This window comes from Paenibacillus sp. JNUCC 35 (assembly GCF_058269095.1).
Genome location: NZ_CM177771.1, coordinates 3,675,221 through 3,695,444 on the forward strand (window position 1 = coordinate 3,675,221; position 20,224 = coordinate 3,695,444).

19 protein-coding genes and 1 riboswitch are annotated in these 20,224 nt (G+C 50.2%); of the genes, 1 reads left to right on the forward strand and 18 read right to left on the reverse strand.

The annotated features are described in order from the left end of the window. Positions 1-29: 29 nt before the first annotated feature. The 16 genes from AC2TF6_RS16365 to pyk form a co-directional block, all read right to left on the reverse strand. The gene (locus tag AC2TF6_RS16365) at positions 30-1,562 is read right to left on the reverse strand and encodes a condensation domain-containing protein (RefSeq protein ID WP_491307660.1); all 1,533 of its coding nucleotides are present in this window, start codon (positions 1,560-1,562) and stop codon (positions 30-32) included. 58 nt (positions 1,563-1,620) lie between these two features. Next, positions 1,621-2,277 (reverse strand): MBL fold metallo-hydrolase, encoded by a 657-nt coding sequence (locus AC2TF6_RS16370; protein ID WP_491307661.1) that lies wholly within the window; start codon positions 2,275-2,277, stop codon positions 1,621-1,623. A gap of 366 nt (positions 2,278-2,643) precedes the next feature. After that, entirely contained in the window at positions 2,644-3,387 is a 744-nt protein-coding gene (locus tag AC2TF6_RS16375) for a HalD/BesD family halogenase (RefSeq protein WP_491307662.1), read from the reverse strand. A 395-nt stretch (positions 3,388-3,782) separates the two neighbouring features. After that, positions 3,783-5,024, reverse strand: a complete 1,242-nt coding sequence (locus AC2TF6_RS16380) for an MFS transporter (RefSeq protein WP_491307663.1) — start codon at positions 5,022-5,024, stop codon at positions 3,783-3,785. Positions 5,025-5,332: 308 nt separating this feature from the next. Beyond that, positions 5,333-5,623, reverse strand: coding sequence for a KGG domain-containing protein (locus AC2TF6_RS16385; RefSeq protein ID WP_491307664.1), 291 nt, complete (start codon positions 5,621-5,623; stop codon positions 5,333-5,335). 235 nt (positions 5,624-5,858) lie between these two features. After that, positions 5,859-6,545, reverse strand: coding sequence for a response regulator transcription factor (locus AC2TF6_RS16390; RefSeq protein ID WP_491307665.1), 687 nt, complete (start codon positions 6,543-6,545; stop codon positions 5,859-5,861). Then, positions 6,542-8,020, reverse strand: coding sequence for a sensor histidine kinase (locus AC2TF6_RS16395; RefSeq protein ID WP_491307666.1), 1,479 nt, complete (start codon positions 8,018-8,020; stop codon positions 6,542-6,544). The genes AC2TF6_RS16390 and AC2TF6_RS16395 overlap by 4 nt, the downstream gene beginning before the upstream one ends. A 14-nt stretch (positions 8,021-8,034) precedes the next feature. Beyond that, positions 8,035-8,781 carry an ABC transporter permease subunit gene (locus AC2TF6_RS16400; protein WP_491307667.1) on the reverse strand — a complete coding sequence of 249 codons (747 nt, stop codon included), beginning with the start codon at positions 8,779-8,781 and terminating at the stop codon, positions 8,035-8,037. Next, positions 8,774-9,511: an ABC transporter ATP-binding protein gene (locus AC2TF6_RS16405; protein WP_491307668.1), complete on the reverse strand. Its 738-nt coding sequence runs from the start codon at positions 9,509-9,511 to the stop codon at positions 8,774-8,776. The genes AC2TF6_RS16400 and AC2TF6_RS16405 overlap by 8 nt, the downstream gene beginning before the upstream one ends. A gap of 90 nt (positions 9,512-9,601) precedes the next feature. Further along, positions 9,602-10,516 (reverse strand): hypothetical protein, encoded by a 915-nt coding sequence (locus tag AC2TF6_RS16410; RefSeq protein ID WP_491307669.1) that lies wholly within the window; start codon positions 10,514-10,516, stop codon positions 9,602-9,604. 227 nt (positions 10,517-10,743) lie between these two features. Next, positions 10,744-11,751: an ABC transporter substrate-binding protein gene (locus AC2TF6_RS16415; RefSeq protein WP_491311673.1), complete on the reverse strand. Its 1,008-nt coding sequence runs from the start codon at positions 11,749-11,751 to the stop codon at positions 10,744-10,746. A 5-nt stretch (positions 11,752-11,756) separates the two neighbouring features. Next, positions 11,757-12,563 carry an ABC transporter ATP-binding protein gene (locus AC2TF6_RS16420; RefSeq protein ID WP_491307670.1) on the reverse strand — a complete coding sequence of 269 codons (807 nt, stop codon included), beginning with the start codon at positions 12,561-12,563 and terminating at the stop codon, positions 11,757-11,759. Then, positions 12,560-13,741, reverse strand: a complete 1,182-nt coding sequence (locus tag AC2TF6_RS16425) for a FecCD family ABC transporter permease (protein ID WP_491307671.1) — start codon at positions 13,739-13,741, stop codon at positions 12,560-12,562. The genes AC2TF6_RS16420 and AC2TF6_RS16425 overlap by 4 nt, the downstream gene beginning before the upstream one ends. 98 nt (positions 13,742-13,839) lie before the next feature. Further along, positions 13,840-14,041: riboswitch (cobalamin riboswitch) on the reverse strand. Between the two features lie 103 nt (positions 14,042-14,144). Beyond that, complete coding sequence (locus tag AC2TF6_RS16430) at positions 14,145-16,061, reverse strand: ATP-dependent DNA helicase (RefSeq protein ID WP_491307672.1); 1,917 nt, start codon at positions 16,059-16,061, stop codon at positions 14,145-14,147. Between the two features lie 100 nt (positions 16,062-16,161). Next, on the reverse strand, positions 16,162-16,821 hold the full coding sequence (locus tag AC2TF6_RS16435; RefSeq protein WP_491307673.1) for a hypothetical protein: 660 nt from the start codon (positions 16,819-16,821) through the stop codon (positions 16,162-16,164). An 83-nt stretch (positions 16,822-16,904) separates the two neighbouring features. Further along, positions 16,905-18,320, reverse strand: coding sequence for a pyruvate kinase (gene pyk, locus AC2TF6_RS16440; RefSeq protein ID WP_491307674.1), 1,416 nt, complete (start codon positions 18,318-18,320; stop codon positions 16,905-16,907). Positions 18,321-18,433: 113 nt separating this feature from the next. Here pyk and AC2TF6_RS16445 point away from each other — a divergent pair, with 113 nt between their 5' ends. Continuing rightward, on the forward strand, positions 18,434-19,216 hold the full coding sequence (locus tag AC2TF6_RS16445) for a helix-turn-helix domain-containing protein (RefSeq protein WP_491307675.1): 783 nt from the start codon (positions 18,434-18,436) through the stop codon (positions 19,214-19,216). 48 nt (positions 19,217-19,264) lie between these two features. Here the strand turns inward: AC2TF6_RS16445 and AC2TF6_RS16450 are convergent, their stop codons facing one another. Next, positions 19,265-19,708: a DUF6376 family protein gene (locus AC2TF6_RS16450; RefSeq protein ID WP_491307676.1), complete on the reverse strand. Its 444-nt coding sequence runs from the start codon at positions 19,706-19,708 to the stop codon at positions 19,265-19,267. A 152-nt stretch (positions 19,709-19,860) separates the two neighbouring features. Further along, the gene (locus tag AC2TF6_RS16455; RefSeq protein WP_491307677.1) at positions 19,861-20,217 is read right to left on the reverse strand and encodes a Rieske (2Fe-2S) protein; all 357 of its coding nucleotides are present in this window, start codon (positions 20,215-20,217) and stop codon (positions 19,861-19,863) included. Between the last annotated feature and the right edge of the window lie 7 nt (positions 20,218-20,224).

Sequence of the window (20,224 nt, forward strand, 5' to 3'; positions counted from 1 at the left end):
ACAGTTCCATTCTTTTTTTAACCCTCCAGTTAATTTTTAGCGAATAATTCATTAATACGGTTAAGAATGCGAGTGGCTTGAACGGAATTTCCTCCTAGATGCAAAAAATTATCATCTATATTCACATTCGGGACATTAAGAACTTCTGCATATATTTCACATAATTGTTTTTCGATTTCCGTACGAGGTTGACGCCGCGCTGTATCTTTTTGGGGAATTTTTATTTTTCTGTTCTCATCGCTAATTTGGATGTCAATTAATCCTATTGGTTTATCGAAGTCAGTTAATAGTGTGTTTTCTAATAATTGGGTCCAATGATTATGATGAATGTTAAGATCATCCATACTATAATTAGCAGCATTAGCATCTATGTCGATACGTAATCCATTACTATCTGAACGATCAATAATATTAAAAGCGATATCTTCTATAGGCCCGGTTGAAAGATTATGGGTTATTCCCAGACATCCCCCGAAGTTTAAATGATAATCAAAATACATAATATTAATGACAGGCCCAAATAACCGTTTATTATTTGCGATTAACTTTAGATCTCTTCGTAAATATTCATGACGATATTTTTGATGCCTTTGAATTTCACGAATTTCTTGAGCCGCCAATTTAGCGACTTCAACCATGCTCATTTCTGAGTTTAAATATAAACGCAAGGGTAAGGTATTTGAAACCAATCCAGGAATTCGTATGGATGCCGATCCAAGTCGGCACATTAGAGGAAAGCCAAGAATAATATCATTTTTACCTGTATGACGAAATAAATAAGTTGCCAATGCTGCAATGATAATATGTGGCCAACTTATCCCTTCTTTATTTGCTAATTCGTGAATTTTTTTTGTTTTATCTTTATCAAAACATGTTGATTTCCTAATAAAATGATAATTTGAGTTGCTGATAAATTCTTCCGTTAAACTTGGAATCTCCGGGAAATTATGAGAACGATCTATCCAAAATTGTCGGTCACGTTGAAACCTATCTGATGATTTATAATTTAAATCTTCCTCGATTATTGCAAGGAATGATCCAAATACATTAGATGGATAAGGCACCTGATTAACTAGTGATGTATATATTTCCGCTACTCTTTTTGATATTAAAGAGAAACTATATCCGTCGATTGCGATATGATGAATTCGTTGATACCAATATATGCGATTTGTAGCTACTTGAAAGATAGCTTGGGTAAATATTGAGCCTTCATCTAGTAGATTAACGGGTTGATTCAGATCATTTTTCATCCAAGTAAGTGCAGTCTCGTGTGAGTTTATTTCATTTGTCAAATCAAAAACATGTATGGGCGGATCAAAACAAGTTTTAATCGTTTGAAAAATATCTTCTTGATTCTCTTCGAAACACAAATGCAATGTCTCCGTCTCAATTATCGTTCTGCGAATTGCTTCTTTAAAATGAGTTAAATCAATATTTCCTTCGATTTCTGTATACTCACCTGTATTGTAAATAGGATTATCAGAATCAATTTTCTGAGCAAACCACATTCCAAATTGAGCACTCGTTAACGAATGACGCTCATATTCTGAATTAACCAAATCCTCACCTCCAAAATTACAAGAGTTCCCTTATTTTAAAATTACAGTTCATTATTATTCAACTTTTTGGGCGCATCCTAAAACGGATAAATTGTTCAATAGAATCTATATGAAGATATATGTTTAGTTGCATGACATCTATAAACGGTAGCCCTGGATTTTCACCATATGAATGACCCGGAAATATGCGAACATTGGGTTGAAGAAGCGACTTTATTTTTTGTATGCTCTCAAACATTTGCAACGGGTCTCCCCCATGAATATGACACACTCCACATCCTTCTATAAATAAAGTGTCACCTGTAAAAAAATTATCCCCTATTAAATAGCACAAAGAGCCAGGAGTATGTCCCGGAGTCCAAATTGCGTGAATGTATCCATCTCCGAATAGTATCTTTTCTTGATCTGAAACGGTATATAAATTTTTACAATTGTAATTGGAGAAATTCACTTCGTTTTCTCCCATAAATACTTGTGTTTCAAATATATTGCTTAAAGGTTCAACTAAGTTAACGTGATCATAATGGGAATGTGTTAATAAGATTTTTGTTAATTTCGCCTGAGAATCGTTAATGATTTTTATTATTTTATCTAGTTGCCATGCAGGATCAATTATTATAGCTTCTCTAGATTGTCTGTTTACAACAAAATAACAGTAATTCGCTTCATTATTGTTATCTAATACTTCTATAGGGATAACTTGAAAACTATTCATTTTGTTCTCTCACTTCTATTTTTTTTAAATAAGATTATCATGTGGCGACCTGTGGTCTGCTTCAAGATTAGCGCCTCTTATTTCAAAGAAGAAACCATTGCTGTCCGAATCGTTACTGTAAAATAATAGAATGAGTACAGTTCCCAAGTCATTTATAAAGCCGTTTCTGAAGAAACGGCTCTTTTTGAATAAAACCTATTTTTTATCTTTGAGGTCCGTACCTCTACCACACTTTTGATTAAAAATAAAAGGTTCACTAATTCTTAATGCTCTGATCATGTTCCTTTCTTGCAGTTCATGAGAATCATCCGTATATACATCTTTTACACGTTATACCTATCATTTTTGTCATGAATGAATTAATCCTTACACGTATATGGTTTCTATTGACTCGTGCGATATTTCACTATGTATATCTTCTTCGGACGCATATGTAAAAACTATAACTGTTCTATTCGAGTCAGACGTTATAGGACTAACGCGATGCAATGTAGTATTGGATTTCATAAAATAGCAGTGATTTTCATTGACATACATTGACTTAACTTCTCTAGATTGTAGGAGATTTTCGATATGTTGTTTCGTGTTTTCTTTATCCCACTCTGTATGCGGAATAGTTTCAACATGTCCGCCATCAGAAGGATCTGGAGCTTCGACTACCCAAATTAAAGCAAAAGTATAGTCATCCCAATGCCAACCATGAGTATCTCCTCTTATTTGAAGACTATTTATTAAATATTCTTCTGGGGCATAAGGAACTTTATAAACATTTTCTTTATAGATGGATTGTAAAAAATCCAAAATCACTTTGGACTCATAAAAAGCACGAATAAATACTCCATTATTTTTAATCATATCCCTGACTACCATATTAAATTTACGAGGCGTATGGCCACTGACTTTTACTATTAAATCTCTTCTCTTTCCATGATTATACAGTAAAGATTTGGCTTCCAATGATATAGCCGATTTCAATATATCGGGTAGTAGACTATCAAGGATTACAACATTATCTTTCTTAAAAATTGCCGATAAGATTTCAGATTCTTCTGTAGTGAATTTGGCCAGATGTTGTCTGACAATCTCATCAAACTGCACTTGAATATCCATGAAAACGCCTCCAATTTATAATAAACAATAGGTAGAAAACTCCGTAAAAAGGTTTTTACGTAATATCAATAAATGAAGTCGATAAGTATTATGTCTAGTAAATTCATAAGACGACAATAACCTAGCAATTATTCCCTTGAATACTATGATATAAAATTGGAAAGAAAGGACTTTGATTAGAATATATGCATTCTAGTCTCATAATTTATCATAAATTGTCATATTTTAACATAGATGTTTTCCTCTTTTTCTTTGGATTATTTCCAGATATTGTTTCCGTCTTTCGGATGATATTTTCAGATATATTCATCCACTTCTGTTGGGCTTATAAAGTTTAGTCTCAACAAAAAAACCTATGTCCATGGACATAGGTTTTTTTGTTTAAAACGGAGCCGCTACCGTCTGCGAAGAACGCGTCCGAACACGAACAGGATGGGCAGCAGCAAGACCGCCGCGGTCGTAAGCGACGCCCGGACGGACAGCCGGTTGCCGATCCAGCCTACGAACGGACCGCCCGCGGTCTGGCCGAGCGCATCGGATTGGCTCATCATGGAGAGCACCGTCGCCCTCGCCCGGCTCTCGATGTTGAGATTGAGCCAAGTCTCGAAAAGCGGAGCGCTCACCGTTCCGATGACTCCCACGGCGAGCAGAGACACCAGTGCCCAGCCGAAATTCGGCGAGAAGGCGAACGACAGGACGGCTGCGATCCGCAGCGCCGTCAGCACGAACATGCTTTTGAATACGACACGCTCATCCAACGTATTCAGCCGCTTCTCGGCGATCCACATCGCGAGCATGCTCAGCAGGATCGTCAGGACGGAGATAAGTCCGAACCAGAGAGCGGCGGACAAAGGCAGTTCGGCCGGGAACGTAATCTCTTTCAAGAGATGCGCTTCCCACAGCCGGTCATAGCCTTCGGATGCCGCCCCGCTAAATACGGTCACCGCCAGCATCATCAGCAGGACGGGCCGTGAGGAAATCTCCCGGGCACCGGCGAGCCAGGTAGACTTGAGTTCCGTCCACGGACCGCTTCCCGGCGGCCTCTCTTGACGGACGAACTTGGTCTCCTTCATGTGAAGGAGGAGGTATACACCCAGTGCCGCGTATAAGACGCCGCCTGCCAGAAACGGCAAGTTCGTAGCCAGCGTAGAAAGACCCACGCTGATTCCGATTCCGAACAAAGCCGCGGTCAGCGTCCATCTTTTGGCACGCATAAAGACCGGGCCCGCATGTTCTTCACCGACTTCGTCAACGAACCAGGCGGTATCCGCGCCGCTGAGGAACGTTTCTCCGAATCCGCGGATAGCCTCGGAAATAAGCACCCAGACGAACAACGAGATAACAGGCACGGCAGCACCGGCCCCTATCACGCTGCCCTCCAGCAAAAAACTGCCGCTCATCACGAACATTCCGAGGATGACCGACTTTCTGCGGCCATACGTATCCGCCACTACCCCGGTAATTCCTTCGAACAGGAGCACGGTCAGTTCCAATACGGTTCCGACGAGCAGGAGTTCCAGCGGTGTCAGACCCAGCGTCTGGATAAAATACACCGCATACGTCGTAAACATGACACTGTTGGCCAGTGCAAGGCCGAATTTTAATCTTAAATAAACTTGTGACGCGTGTAGATTCATGAATCGGTCCGCCTTTCAGGCAGACGGCACGTCACGTTTTTTGTATCAACTTATCCGCTCATCGGCAAGCTTATCGTACGTGCCGTCTTCCCCACTTTTTGGTTTGTTCTTTTCTGCGCGGGGTTTTCATTTGAGCTTTGCTGCATGAACGACACCTCCTGAATATATTGCTTTCTATTATAAACGGCCATTGCCGAAATGTAAGGATAAAGTTTGATTATAATTAAAAAAGCCCGCCGGATTTCGGCGGACTTTTTCCATAGCTTATATGATAAGGGTCACTACGCGTCCGATTGTTTGCAGTTAGATTAGTCGCGGTCGCGCTGGCGGGCTCTTGCTTCGCCGCCTTTGCGTCCGGCTTCTTCGCGGCTCATTTTACCGTCGCCGCTGTTGCCGTTGTTTCCGTTATTGCCGCGTGCTTCGCCGCCTTTTTGACCGATTTCCTGGTAGAAATCTTTGTCATGGTTGCGGGAAGTAGCTTCGCCGCCCTTTTCACCAATTTCCTGATAAAAGTCTTTATCGTGGTTTCTTGAGGTTGTTTCTCCACCCATACGTCCTGCTTCTTCACGGCTCATTTTGTTGTCATCATTACGTGCCATTTTGAATCACTCCTTACAGGTATTGAATTTTTTTGGCATTGTGGCGTTGCCTATGTCTTATTTACCCTTGGTCATTTTTTTGAAACAAGGTTTCTGTTTTCGATGTACGGGGTTCCTTCGGCACATTTTCGCAGTACGCCTACCGTAAAAAGAATGAATACCCAGTCGGCGACTTTCTCCGAAAAGCAAAAAAGCAGGCCCGAAACCGGCTCCTGCTCCAATTTGCTCCGATATTCTATAAGCGGAAGCGATAGCCCGCTCCCCATACGGTTTCGATATACTCGGAGTTCGAAGAGTCCAGCTCGATTTTCTCCCGCAGCTTTCGAATATGGACGGTAACCGTCTGAGAATCGCCAAGCGAATTCATTCCCCACAACTTCTCGAAAAGATGATCCTTGCTGAACACCCGGTTGGGGTTGCGCGCGAGAAACCAGAGCAGATCGAACTCCTTCGTCGTCAGCGTGATTTCACTGCCGCGCAGAAAAACCCGGCGGGAATCGAAATGGATCACAAGCTCCCGGATGGACACTTCCTCCTTGCTTTTCGGGGGTCCGATCAGCCGCTCGTAACGGGACAAATGCGCCTTCACACGGGCAACGAGTTCGGCGGGTTTGAACGGCTTGGTGATGTAATCGTCGGCCCCGAGGCCCAGACCCCGGATAATGTCGATGTCTTCTTTTTTGGCCGTGACCATCAGGATCGGAATGTCCCTTTCTTCCCGGATTTTCCTGCATACCTCAAACCCGCCGATGCGGGGAATCATGAGATCCAGGAGGATCAGATCGTAGTTTCCGCTCAAGCCGAGACGCAGTCCGTTCTCCCCGTCCTCCGCGATTTCGACTTGGAACCCGTGAACCTCCAGGTAATCTCTTTGCAGCTCGGCTATAAGCCGCTCGTCTTCCACGATCAATATGGATTTCATACGGAATCACTCTCTTTATTCGTTCGGATCGGAAGCATGATCGTAACACAGCTGCCCTCGTCGGGAAGGCTGCTTGCACGGATCGTACCCCCGTGACCGTCGATAATCTGCTTGGAAATGGCGAGACCGAGGCCGCTGCCTCCGGTATCGCTGTTGCGCGACGGGTCGGCCCGGTAAAACCGCTCGAAGATATACGGAAGAGATTCGGCATCGATTCCCCGGCCGTTGTCGGATATTTCGATACGGACTTCCTGCCCGGTTCCCAGGACCTTCAGGCCGATCTGCTTATCGGGTTTATTCATATATTTGACGCTGTTATCGACAATATTCACGAAAACGCGCTTGATTTTATCCCGGTCTATCGCCAGTTCCGTATGCGGTTTCAGCCTGATATCGGCCGAATAACGGATGCCTTGTTTACCGAGCTCGAATTCCAGCTCCGAAGATAAATCTTCGATAAACGCGTGCAGATCAACCGCCTCGAAATTGAACGGCAGCCGCTTTAAATCAAGCTTGGAGTATAAAAACAGCTCGTCGATCAGGTGATCCATCTCCTCCGCTTTGGAGGTAATAATGCCGATATATTTCTCCCTTTTCTCGTCGGTATCCGCAATTCCGTCCCCGAGCCCTTCAACGTACCCCCGTATGGCCGTCAGCGGAGTGCGGATATCGTGGGAAATATTCGAGATGAGCTCTTTGCGGTTTTCTTCATATTGAAGCTGCGTCTGGATGGATGCTTTAAGCTTCACCCTCATCTGCTCGAAGGCCGCGCTGAGCTCCCCGATTTCATCCCTGCCCGAAGGCACGACCCGGGAATCCAGATCGCCAGCCTCTATCCGCTTCATGGCGGCTTTCAGAGTATTCAGCGGTTTAATGATGCTTCTGGAAACGAAATAAGTCAGCAGCGTATGCGTAAGAATGAGAATGACGATTAAAGCGATAAACAGGATTGGGAAAAACTTCCGGGCGAAAGTGACGAACGGGCTTACGGCCGTCACGACGAACAGGCTGCCTTTCTGACCGTCTTCAAACTTGAAGTCCGCATGAACGACTTCGACAAGCTGCTTGCCGATCCGCTCGGGTTTGGACATGACCACGTTCCCCGGCCGCTCATATGCCGGCAGCTTCTTAAGAAGCTCCGGATAAGGAAAGGCGGCGGCCGCGTAGGCGATCTCATCGCCTTTGCGCAGGATTAGATTGGACTGGTTCCGCTGCAGCTCCCCGTCGATTTCCGCCAGGTAAGACGCATCTGTCCACGCCGCGGGGTCAATTTCCGTCGTGCGTTTGATTTCTTTGAGCAGCCGCTCGATGCCGCGGTTCTCGAAACGGCTTTCGCCTTCGCCGTACTGGTCTTTGATCGACTGCAAATCCCCGCGGAACACCACGACGAGAAGCATTGCCGTTATAAGCATCATAACAAGCGGGATAACAAGCATCGCGGCATACGAAAGCAGCAGCTTGAAACGGATAGACATAGGCTTTTCCCCGTTCACACTTCTTTTCGATCAAATTTATAATAACCGAGGGCAAAAAACAAGAGGCTGCTGGAAAGAAGAAACAGAGCAGCCGTCATCCGTCTTCCCGCCGGTACCCCGTCATTCAGCCAAAGCAGATGCCAATCCGTGTAAGACGCGGGTGAGAACGCCGGGAAAGATTGGACAAGGAAAGGAGCCAGCTTGGCGGCCGCATACAAAACGATGCCGAAGACGACGAATCCGCTGGCGCTTTTGAAAAACTGCGCGGCAAAAACAAATACGGCCGACAGGGCAAGCATGGCGGCAAACGCGGCCGCATACGCTTTGACGGCTGACAGTCCTTCGGCTAAGCCCAAAGGCGTTCCCGTGAACATCGCGCACAGCAGCGTAACCGCAAAGAGCAGCACCAGCAGGACAGCGACGGCGGTTCCCTGGGCGGCCACCTTCGCGGTGAATACGTGAAAGCGTGTGTTGGGACGCAGAAAAGCGAGTTTAAGCGTCCTTGAGGCGACTTCGTGAGGAAACTGGTCGCCCGTAAGCGTCAAAATAAAGAGGGGAACCCACAGCGCCGTGTAGAAACCGAGCGTCTGAATCGGAAAAGACCGGCTAACCGCCATCAACCCAAGCACGGGCTCAAGCGCTTGTAACGAGACGGCAAACAGAATAGGAAGCAGGACGGAGACCGCCCCGAAAATGCCGATCTTTTTCCGGTACAGCAGCAAATAAAGCTCGTTCACGTAACCCGCTTTCCATCTATGCACCTTGAAGCTCCCCCTTGTCCCGGATTTCTTTCATGTAAAAATCTTCGAGCGTCCCGCCTTCCAGCACCAAACCGGAGACATCCGCTTCTATCCTCAGGCTGCCGCCTGCCAGAATTCCCGCCCGGCTGCAAAGCTGCTCGAGCTCGTGGATCATATGGCTGGAAATAAGGAACGAGGTCCCTTCTTCCGCCGACATCTTGCGGATCAGACTTCGGAACACCACTGTTCCCTCGATATCCAAGCCATTCGTGGGCTCATCCAGCAGCACAAGCTTCGGCCTCGGCAAAACGGCGGCCGCCAACGCCAGCTTTTGTTTCATGCCTGTCGAGAAGCCTTTGATTTTCTCCTGCCGAACCCGAAGCAGTCCGACGGTATCCAGCACCTCCTCCATCCGCTGTCCCGTCACCTGCGGATAAAAGCGCGCGGACTGCCGGAGATACTGCCAGGCCGTCAGAAAATCGGGTAAATCGGCCGATTCGATCATGCAGCCCACATTCGCCATCGCCTGCTCGTGATGGAGGTTCCTGTCGGCGCCGAACAGGGTAACCGTGCCGCCATCGGCCCGGACCAGACCCGTGATCAGCTTCAGGAGCGTGGTCTTTCCCGCTCCGTTCGGGCCGAGCAGACCATAGACGTCGCCGGCCTCCAGCCGCAGGCTGACCTCTCTTATTCCGCGTCCGCTTCCACGGTATAGCTTCGTTAAGCCGCTGACCTCCAAAATAGGTTGCATCCGTATAACCTCTTCCTTTCTCGTCCGGCAGCCGATAGACGTCCGGTAACCCGTGTCTATCGGCTGCGGACGAAACAATATGCGGCTGGTTCAGCCGTTTTTGCCCTGCCACTTGTTCCGGTGCTCGGACTTGATCGGCTGTACGTTTTTGCCGTTCAGATCCACCGTATCCGGCGTGGTGCTATCGTATCCGGACAGATCCGCCTGAAGATGTACGACGACTTGATGAGTTTTGCCGCCGGCATCCTTGCCGGATACGGTCAGTTCCGCCTCCTGATGCTGAATATAGTTCGAAGGACTGATCGTCGCGTTAACGGCCACCTTCTCCAGGCGAATATCATCGGTCAGCTCGGGAGCGACACCCTTCAGAAAATCTTTGCCGAACGGGATGTCCGCCGTGTCTGCTTTCTTCTCCGGCTCTCCGTGCTCTTTAGACGCCTGCTTGATGACGATCGGCGCAATCGCCTGAACAACAGCGGGCAGCTGAGCGCCGTCCAGCTCCGCCGATACGCGCTTGCTCCCGTCCTCTTTCACATCAACGGCGACATAATCTTTCAGATTGCCGACCAGCGCGTCGACCACGGTTTCCACGTGCTGCGGTATTTCTTTTTCCGCGGAGTCTTTAAAACGCTTATGCGATTCGGCCGCCGCATCTTTTACATAATACACATCGCTGCTTCCCGGTTTGAAAATGGCTTGATCGCCCTGCTTGTAAAATTGAAGCGCTTGTTTCGCGCCTCCGGCGGAAACTTCACCCGCACCGCTTGCCGAGCCGCCTTCCCGGCTCATTTTAAACGTCCCGTTTGCGCTCAGAGCCACATTTCCGTTGTCCTGCAAAGATCCTGTCGCCTGAACAGTCACACTTTGGACTGTCTTGGTGTTCTTCAACGCGGACTTGTAGGCGTCGTACCCTGAAGTTCCGGCCATGGCGCTTATTCCCGTCGTGACCATCATGAGACTGCTGATTCCGATTACGCTTCCCAGCACAAGCCATTTCTTGTTCATCTTCATCCTCCTGAATCATTCGTATTTAACTTCCACTGTCATCATAGGCAAAAAAAATAAACCCCTTATGAAGCATCTATTAAAACTTTCTTAAATCACTTTCCAAGGATCGTTTTTCAAATTAATCGCATAAAAAAAGCCCCTTTCGCAGGGGCTCATTTCATTCCATTCCATCCGGTCAGACGGCTTTTAACGGCGCTGCCCAAAATCGGATAGGAAAAGAAGGCTTATTTTTTATGTACTTTATCGGGATATAACCCTTCCGCCAGCGTCTGCAGAGCGATCGGGGCGCGGATTCCTTCGGAAGCGGCCGATAGAGGGAGAACGAGCAGCCGCTTGTTCTTAATCGCCGGAATATCGGCCAGCTCCCTTTTACCCAGGAGAAGCTCTTTCTTCTTCTCTACCGGCGTGTCGCCGTAATCCATAATGACAATCACGTCTGGGCTGCGGCTGACCACCTCTTCCCAGCTGACTTCGACCCAGCTTTTCTGAATATCGTCGAAAATATTTTTGCCGCCGATCATGTTGATCAGGCTCGTAATGTAGGTGTTGGCCGCCGTGAAAGCTTTGTCTTCGCCGTTGTCGTAAATGAACACCTTCTGAGGAGTCCCGACCGTGCCGATTTGCTCCTGAATGTCTTTCAAGCGCTGCTTTATGCCATCCACAAGCTCATTCGCTTTGGCCTCCACCCTGAAAATGCGGCCGATGTTCAAAATATCCCGGTACACATCCTCCAAGGTCGGAGCGGCTTTATTGGAGGATTCCTGCAAATAGGTCTGAATCCCCTGTTTGGCGAGTTCTTCCCGGGTGCCCAGACTTTTCTCCGTAAACGCGCTTTTCCAACCCGCATAGGCAAAATCCGGAGCGGCCTCCGCGAAAACTTCCTTGGACGGATATGTTTTGGCGAGAACGGGAACCCGTTTGTAAGCTTCCTGCAGCTCCGGGAGGATCTGATCGTCCAGGTATGCGGTGCCGGCCATGTTTTTCTCCAGACCGAGCGCAAGCATTACTTCCGTGGCATGCTGATTTAAAGTCACGGCCCGTTTGGGCGCTTCCGAAAAATGAAGCTTCTGCCCCATATTATCAAGTTCTACGGCTGCCGCCGGTGTTCCCGTTGACTCCGCAGCCCCTCTCGGTACAAGTTCTTTGGTTGAATCGGAAGCGGAGCAGGCGCTTATAGCGGCCATGCACACAAGAGTGAGGCATAAGAATAAAGAAAGTTTAAGAGATCGCATAAGATTCAAAAGGATTCCTCCGTCTGTTTTAGTCTGGCGTTATAAAAAGATTCCGGCAAGTACGTAATGACCGGCTTGCCTGTCAGGGCGTGCCGGTTCACCTCGGCGTGAACGCCGAATATGTCCCGGAGAACAGCAGGGACGAGAAGCTCCGCTGGCGTTCCTTCCGCCGCAATCCTTCCCTCGCTGATGATGTAGAGACGGTCGCAATAGTAAGCCGCCATATTCAGATCGTGAAGGGCGGCCAGCGTCGTGATCCCCAGCGAGCGGACAAGTTCCATGATCTGGAGCTGGTAGCGAATATCCAGGTGGTTCGTCGGCTCGTCCAGAATCAGAAACTTCGCCTGCTGAGCCAGCGCCCGGGCGATAAGCACCCGCTGCTTCTCGCCGCCGGACAAGGTCGCGAAGCTGCGTTCTCCGAAATGTCCGAGCCCGACCGTGTCCAAGGCCCGGAGGCATATTTCCCGGTCCGCTTCCGTATCGCTTTCGTACCATTTCTTGTGGGGATATCTTCCCATCAGAACCATGTCCGCCACGCTGAAATCGAACTCGACGGAAGATTCCTGGCTGACGACGGCCATCAGTTCGGCCGCTTTTTTGTAGGGCAGATTCAGCAGCTCCCGCTCATCCAGAAACACTTGTCCCGCGTCCGGCTTAAGCTCGCGGTAGACCGTTTTGAGCAGGGTCGATTTCCCGCTCCCGTTCGGGCCGATCAGGCCAATAAACTCGCCTTCGCGGACGGCCAGGTTTACGGAGTCGAGGATTTTCCTGGCGCCTATGCTCAAAGTGAGATGCTTCGCTTCCATGTTCATTTAGAAGCACCTCCGAACGCGTATGAACTTCTGCGGAGCAGCCAGATGAAGAACGGGCCTCCGCATATCGCGGTGACGATGCCGATCGGCAGTTCTTCCGGCGCAAGCACGAGCCTGGCCAGAACGTCGGCCCATATGACGTAGACCGCCCCGAAAAGGACGCTGACCGGAAGCACCTTGCGGTGGTCGGAGCCGAGCACCAGCCGGACGATATGGGGAATCATCAGGCCGACAAAACCGATTGAGCCGCTGACGGACACGATCGTTCCCGTGATCAGCGCGGTTACGATCACCAGACAGGTCCGGAACGCCGGCACATTGACCCCCATCGTTCCCGCTGCGCCTTCCCCCACGAGAAGAGCGTTCAACGACCGATGCTGAAAGAGCAGGAAAACGATACCGGACACCACGATCAGAGCCGGTGCGGTGAGGTATTCCCACTTCGCGCCGGCCAGGCTGCCCATCAGCCAGTAAACGACGGAGCGGATGCCTTGTGCGTTCGGCGCCATCGTGACGATGAAGCTCGTAAACGCCGACATCATGCTCGCAACGGCTGTTCCCGCAAGCAGCAGCCGGGTGGTCGAAATGCGGCCTCCTACCTTGGCGAAGGTAAAGACAAGCGCCATCGCGACGAGGGAGCCGATAAAGGCTGAAACCGGCAGCGCGTATGCGCCAAGAAACGAGAAGCCGCCGAACAGCAGAACAAGGGTAGCCGCAACCGACGAGCCGGACGATACCCCGAGTATATAAGGATCGCCGAGCGAATTGCGGATTAACGCCTGGATCGTCACTCCGACCGCGGACAGGCCCGCTCCTACGACAAGACCGAGCAGGACGCGGGGAAAACGGATATTCCAGATAATATGCTCCTGCGCTTTCGTCCAATCCCGCTCGACCAGGCTGCCGATTCCCGGCATGTGAGATAGAGCGATCTTCCAGACCGTGACGGGCTCGATCCGCACGGAACCGAGCATGACGGCTATCGTCACGGAGATCACAAGGAGAAGCGACAAGCCGCCCAGCAGGAGCGGAAAAGCGGTTAGGGTGCGCGCCGTCCCGTATTTTTTTGCGGATGCGGAGCGGGCGCCCCCGGCCTCCCCGGTCTCCCCTACCGTTTCTTTGTTGCAAACCGATTGCAAGTCCTCACCTCGACCGTTGATATTTTTAGGGCTGTCCATGCAAAAAAGCGCCTCCCCCTTCGTTTGCAGACAAAGGGAAAGACGCTCGTAATTTCAGTACAGAACGCATCTAACACCTCCCTATCTCCCGTAGGTTGCTCGTGTTACGGATACAGGCAGGTCTCCTGGCTATCAGCGTCATCATCGGCAGCAGTCTTCCCGGCATGGATACCAGTGACTGTGGTTGCTGCGACTCTTCTGTTACAGTGGCGGGACCGCGCCGGTATTGCACCGGACTTCCCTATTAAGCTGTACCGCGTTAAGATTCCAGCGGCAAGCACCTGTACCGAGTTATTCAATTCATCGTCCGGCCTGTATTTTACACGAAATACGGAATGTGAACCGGAAGCATCTTGTCTATCATAGCGGATACGTCAAGAATCGGCAACATTTGACATCCCGCTTAATCCGGCAGCAGGCCCTGGATCTGCTCTCTGACCGTAGGATTATCCAGATCATGACCGAGAACGGACACCATGCCCCGGTCATCCCGTGACCGGATTAACCGCCCGATGCCCTGCCTCAGGCGGAGCAGCATGTAGGGCATGTCGACGTCTTCGTACGGCTGAGCCGAATCTTTCCGCTTGGCCGCAAAGACGGGATCGTCCGGAGGAAACGGAAGCTCCCAGACGATTACATGGGACAAGGACGGTCCCGGAATATCCAGTCCTTCCCACAGCGTTACCGCACAGAGGACACTTTCCTCGTCGTTCTGAAACGACGAGATGAGGTGGCTGATTTCCGCCGAGCCCTCAAACAAAAACCGGTAATCGGCGGACTCGGGATACCGTGTCATGTTCCGTTTGAAAGCGCCCAGCGCCTCGCGGGACGGGAACAGGATAAGCGCCCGCCCGTCGGATTCCTTGAGCAGTTCCAGAACCCGTCCGGTCTTGTCCTCTTCCGGCTTGTCGGGATACAGGTTCGCCTTCATTTGGGCGCTGTAATCGTAAGGGGAGGGAACGGAAAACGAAAGGAAGCTTTCGATGCCTAGACTGCCCGCCATATAGTCAAAAGAGCCGTTGACGGACAAGGTCGCGGAAGAAAACACGACCGGCATTTTTTTCGAAAAGACGCGGTCACTTAAAATCTCCTTGACCATTTTCGGCATGATAACCAGGGTGATTCCGTCGGAATCCTCCGTAACCCATGAAATGAGCTGACCGGGCTTATCGAACAAGCTCAAAGCAAGCTGAATCATTTCCAGGTGCTCCTCGACGATTTTGAGCTGGTAATCGTCCAGCGTGGACAGTCCGCTCTCGAATACGAGCTCTTCCTCGATCACGTCGATCAGCTGCCGGAACCGGCTTACTTGCCGTTTCAATTCTTCGCTCCAGGCGAATTCCTTGCGGTCCGAGGCCGGGACGGAATAACTGCTCTCGTCCAGCACGCGGAACAGCGTTTCACTCTGGACGATGGCCTCCTCGATGGCCAGGGCCAGCGTTTCTCTGACCTCGCCTTCCAGAAGCCGGATGACGATGCTTTCGAATACCGAATGTTTCAATTTGTAGGTGAGCGCGTTTTGCGCGGCCGTTTCAAGCAGATGCCCTTCGTCGAATACGACGGAGCTGTGGTCCGGCAGAAGAGGAAGCTGGCCTTCCCGTTTGCGGGCCTCGTAGGTCCAGACATGTTCCATGTAGAAATCATGGGAGCAAATAATCAGGTCGGCGGACTTGCGGTAATGCTCGCGCGACAACGTCTGGCCGCAGCGGTGCCGCTGGCTGCAGACGAGGCAGTCCTGGAACACGTCCCAGCCGATACGTTCCCACTGCTCGTCCGTAAGCTCAGGGTACTCCTTACGGTTGCCGTACGGATAAAAGGACTGGAGCGTGTCCGGGTAGTGGACGAACGAAGGAAGGCCGTGATAAATCTCGCTGAAGACTTCCTCATCGTCGGAGCCGCCGCCCCGGGTATCGTCCAGTTTATTCAGGCAGATATACTGGTGCTGCGACTTGCCCATCCGGGCGTCAATCGTCAGATCGAGATGCCGGGCGAGCTTGGCGATGTCCCCTTCGGGTTTGACCAGCTGCTCGATCAGCGACTCGTCCGCACAAGCGATAATCGCGGGCTTTCTCGTATAACGCGCATACATAAGAGCGTAAAGCAGATACACCAGCGTTTTCCCGGTTCCCACTCCCGCTTCCGCAAAGATGGTCTGTTTCTCCTGGTAAGCCCTCTCCAGCTGAAACGCCATATAAATTTGTTCGTCTCTCACTTCAAAACCGGCTTCCGGCAGAAGCTCGTAAAACACGTCGGCAATCCAGTCGCTTGCCTGCTGAATAAAAGGTTTTGTCGGATCAAATGCAAATGGATAATTTCTCAATCTGGCCGTGCCTCCACATCATCGTTACGTACATCTGTCCATTATACCGCAAAAGATCCCCCTGCGAATCCTCCTTTTTTTAGATGGTTTAGCAAGTGAATTAATTTTTTATATAAGTGGATGGAGTTAGATCTGTTTTATAAGTAATTATTCCTTGAGCTACATACCGGTTCTTTAAAATATGTCTTATTGTTTCATAATGCAGTTTAATTTTATATTTATCCAATTCCTTGTTAATATCCTTTAATGTGAAGTGAGTACCTGCCGGTAACATTCTTATGTAATTGTCAATAAACTTATGTGAATCTAAAGAGTGCTCTTTCTCTTCGTATATGACTGCCTGAACGGACTTTTCTGCGGCAGTTTTCAATTTTTCATCAATAATATTCATTATATCTTCTTTACTCAAGCCTTCTGTAAGCGCCCTATCTATCTGATCCTTTGTTTCATTATTAATTTCTTCAAGCTCGTCTCTTAAGATTTCTTTCTTGTCCATTTTATCAAGCTTTATGTCCATTTGGCTGGTTCTTTCACGCAGTTCCCCTAAAGCCGCATTTATTTGATCCTTAACGGCATCCGTTTTAGTCGCCTCTCTGACGGATATAAAAATAGCCACCGCTCCCAACGCAAATGAAACAAAGGTGGATACATAGGAAATAAAACCCATAAACATTTCCTTATAAACAAAACCAAATCCTAAAGCATAAACCAAAAAAGCCATGGACCAAAACCAATCTTGTGTTCTCCACCATTTCAACAATTTCCACCCCCCTTCCATATATTGCATGACACATTCCGTTTGTGCAACAAAAAAAACCTCCCGTCGCCGGGAGGCTTTTCCTTCTACACTTGCATGATTTTAATCAGATTCGTCGTTCCCGTCTTGCCGATCGGCACCCCTGCCGTGATCACGGTGTAATCGCCGGTTTGCAGCAGCCCCTGTGCGGTGCCGCTGGATACCGCGGCCTGAAACATGTCGTCGGTCGTCTGTACAAACTCGCCTTTCACGGGCAGCACGCCCCACAGCAGGCAGAGCTTATTCAAAACCTCGTCGCTAGGCGCAATGGCGATGATCGGCGCTTTCGGTCTGTGCTTGGACACCATCCGGGGGGTGTACCCGCTCATCGTCGGCGTCAGAATCGCTTTCGCTCCGATCGCCTCCGATGCGCGGACAGCCGCCTGACTGATGATCTCCGTCACATTGACCTCTGCGGGAACGCCCGCCTGCTGACGGCCGGTCTCCTCCATGTAAAGCCCCTCGGCTTTCTTGGCGATCGTGGCCATCGTGCGCACCGATTCGACCGGATACTTGCCGGCGGCCGTCTCGCCCGACAGCATGATCGCGTCGGAGCCCTGAAGAACGGCGTTCGCGACGTCGCTCACTTCGGCCCGGGTCGGCCGCGGGTTGACCTGCATCGAATCCAGCATTTGAGTGGCGACAATAACCGGCTTGCCCGCGCGGTTGCAGGATTCGATCATCACTTTCTGGAGGACCGGAACATCCTCGACCGGAATTTCAACCCCCAGGTCGCCCCGGGCTACCATGATTCCGTCCGATGCCTCCACGATGGCTTCCAGCTCGTCTACGCCTTCCTGGTTTTCGATCTTGGAGATGATCTGGATATGACCGCAGCCTTGATCCTCAAGCAGCTGCCGGACCGTAAGCACGTCCTCCGCTTTGCGCACGAAGGACATGGCGATAATCTCAATCTTTTCGCGGATGCCGAATTCGATGTGGCGGATGTCCCGCTCCGTGACTCCGGGGAGCGTCGTATGCACGCCCGGCAGGTTAACCCCTTTGCGCGGCTTGATGACGCCGCCGTTAATCACTTCGCACGACACTTCCGTTCCCGCCGCCGAAACGACTCTCAGTTCGATCAGCCCGTCGTCGATCAAAATTCTGTCCCCGGCCTTCACGACTTGCGGCAGTTCGGCATAATTGACCGAGATGCGCGTGCTGTCTCCCGCGATTTCTTCGCTTGTCAGCGTGAGGCAGTCCCCCGCTCTCACTTCGCACGACGCTTCCTTGAGCAGGCCGATCCGTACTTCCGGTCCTTTGATGTCCATCAGCACCGGTACGATGGCGCCCGTTTCTTTCGCCGCCTGACGGATCCGGCTGATCTGCAGGCTGTGATCCTCCAGCTCTCCGTGAGCCATGTTAATTCTCGCCACGTTCATTCCGGCTGCGATCAATTCCTTCAATACCTCGACGGAGCGGCATGAGGGCCCCATGGTGCAAACAATTTTTGTCTTCCGCATATGATCGGTCCTTCCTCTTCTTTGGTTGTCCCTATTGTAATTCGTTTCCGTTCGGGAGAAAATGAACTATAGTATTGCAATTGTACTATAGTACGTTCTATGAAGAGGGAACCATGATCAAATTAACAAACATCCGGCACGACCGGCTGGCGGAATGGTACGAGGAAAGCGAGCCCGGCGGCAGTGCGGCCGCTTCGTTCATCATGCTGAGCTACGGCCGCTGCCTGTACTGGATCGGAAACGACAAAATTATGCTGGAGCAAGGCGACCTTCTCCTGATCGGAGAGGGTGTAGCCTATTACGGCAAAAGCATTCCGACCTTCCTGCACAACAAATATGTCGCAAGCTTCCAGATTACGGATACCGGTCACGAGCTGCCGCTGCTGAGCAAACCATGGGTAAAAATCCGCTCCGGCATGGCCGAATTTTTGCTTGAACGAACCCGTAAGTGCTACTCCGATTGGAAGGAGAACGAACCGTACGCGGCAATTCGCGGACAAGCCATTCTCCTGGAAATGCTCGCTCTGCTCAGCCGCGAGGCGGATCAAGCGACGGTTTCGTCCGAAACGGGAAAACATGCGGAACGGATGAAGCAGTATATCCGCGACCATTACCGCAAGAAAGTGACGAAAGACGAGCTGGGCGAATTTATCTCGAAAAGCCCCAACTATGCCGCCGCTCTTTTCAAAAAAGTAACGGGGCAAACCATCAGCGAATATGTCCATGCCGTACGCGTGAAAAAAGCCGTCTATATGCTGATGGATTCGCTGCTGACGATCGCCGAGATCGCGGAATTTGTCGGGTACGAGGACGTTTCGTATTTTCAGCGGATTTTCAAAAAAACGACCGGCCGCACCCCTTCCTCCTATATGAAGGAAAGGCCGCCGAGGAATTGACCCGCGTGTGCGGATGAATCGAATGATCACGGCGGGGTTTAACTTATTTTACTGGCCCAAATTCTGGATCTTCTCGGTAAGCTGCTTCATTTCGTTCACCTGCTGAATCACCGGGGACTGGAGAAGCGATTTATAATCGAGCACCTGGCTGTTAAGCTGCTCCAGATGTCCGTTAATCGTGCCCAGCATCGTTTCGTTGTACCCGACGATCTGCTTATGCAGGTCTTCGGCGAAGCCCGGCGCGTCCAGCCCGTTAAAACTGGAAATATTCTCTCTCATCGCTTCCAGTTCTTTTTTCACTTTCTCCCCCGCCTGGGGATCGGTTAAGGCTTCCTGGGCGGCGGCGGGCAGGTTTTCGGCGAAAGCGGCCGCTTCCTGGAGATACGTTTTCGCTTCGTCCCCATAGTTCAAGGTGCTGCTCACGCCGTCCAGAAGCGAACAACCCGATAGCATCAAAACGGTCAAAACCGCAAAGACGAGTCTGATTTTCATAAATCGAAGGCCTCCTTTTGTTTCGGTTTATACGGTAATACTGTTTTGGCGGGATTCGGTTTCGCTATGCGGAGACCCTTCTTACAAGCCTCTGCCCTGTTTTAAACACAAAAAGAGCCGCACAACGCAGCTCTTGGACATAGTTACTTTCCTTATTTTCCAAGCACAATGCCAATCCGGCCGTCCTTAATTTCCAGTTCGTATTTCTTCACCCGGGTCCGGTCGCTGAACAAGGACTTCCCGGTTTTGATATCGAATTCCCAGCCGTGCCAAGGGCAGCGCACAATCTCGCCCTGGCGGCTGTAATCGTATTCGTAGACGTCCGACGGAAGATTCGTTCCGGAGACAAGCCCCGCGCACATCGGCGCCCCCTGGTGCGGGCAGTAATTGTGAAGCGCGTAGAACTCCCCGCCCATCCGGTAGATGCAGATTTCCCGCCCTTCCACTTTGACCACGACATGCCCGCCTTCGGGAACGTCTTTCACATTCAGCACCTCGTGTACCGCCATGATCGAA

Coding starts and splice junctions, on each gene's coding strand:
- AC2TF6_RS16370 (WP_491307661.1), bottom strand. CDS start 2,277: ATGAATAGTTTTCAAGTTATCCCTATAGAAGTATTAGATAACAATAAT.
- AC2TF6_RS16375 (WP_491307662.1), bottom strand. CDS start 3,387: ATGGATATTCAAGTGCAGTTTGATGAGATTGTCAGACAACATCTGGCC.
- AC2TF6_RS16380 (WP_491307663.1), bottom strand. CDS start 5,024: ATGAATCTACACGCGTCACAAGTTTATTTAAGATTAAAATTCGGCCTT.
- AC2TF6_RS16385 (WP_491307664.1), bottom strand. CDS start 5,623: ATGGCACGTAATGATGACAACAAAATGAGCCGTGAAGAAGCAGGACGT.
- AC2TF6_RS16390 (WP_491307665.1), bottom strand. CDS start 6,545: ATGAAATCCATATTGATCGTGGAAGACGAGCGGCTTATAGCCGAGCTG.
- AC2TF6_RS16395 (WP_491307666.1), bottom strand. CDS start 8,020: ATGTCTATCCGTTTCAAGCTGCTGCTTTCGTATGCCGCGATGCTTGTT.
- AC2TF6_RS16405 (WP_491307668.1), bottom strand. CDS start 9,511: ATGCAACCTATTTTGGAGGTCAGCGGCTTAACGAAGCTATACCGTGGA.
- AC2TF6_RS16410 (WP_491307669.1), bottom strand. CDS start 10,516: ATGAACAAGAAATGGCTTGTGCTGGGAAGCGTAATCGGAATCAGCAGT.
- AC2TF6_RS16415 (WP_491311673.1), bottom strand. CDS start 11,751: ATGCGATCTCTTAAACTTTCTTTATTCTTATGCCTCACTCTTGTGTGC.
- AC2TF6_RS16420 (WP_491307670.1), bottom strand. CDS start 12,563: ATGAACATGGAAGCGAAGCATCTCACTTTGAGCATAGGCGCCAGGAAA.
- AC2TF6_RS16425 (WP_491307671.1), bottom strand. CDS start 13,741: ATGGACAGCCCTAAAAATATCAACGGTCGAGGTGAGGACTTGCAATCG.
- pyk (WP_491307674.1), bottom strand. CDS start 18,320: ATGCGGAAGACAAAAATTGTTTGCACCATGGGGCCCTCATGCCGCTCC.
- AC2TF6_RS16445 (WP_491307675.1), top strand. CDS start 18,434: ATGATCAAATTAACAAACATCCGGCACGACCGGCTGGCGGAATGGTAC.
- AC2TF6_RS16450 (WP_491307676.1), bottom strand. CDS start 19,708: ATGAAAATCAGACTCGTCTTTGCGGTTTTGACCGTTTTGATGCTATCG.
- AC2TF6_RS16455 (WP_491307677.1), bottom strand. CDS start 20,217: ATGGCGGTACACGAGGTGCTGAATGTGAAAGACGTTCCCGAAGGCGGG.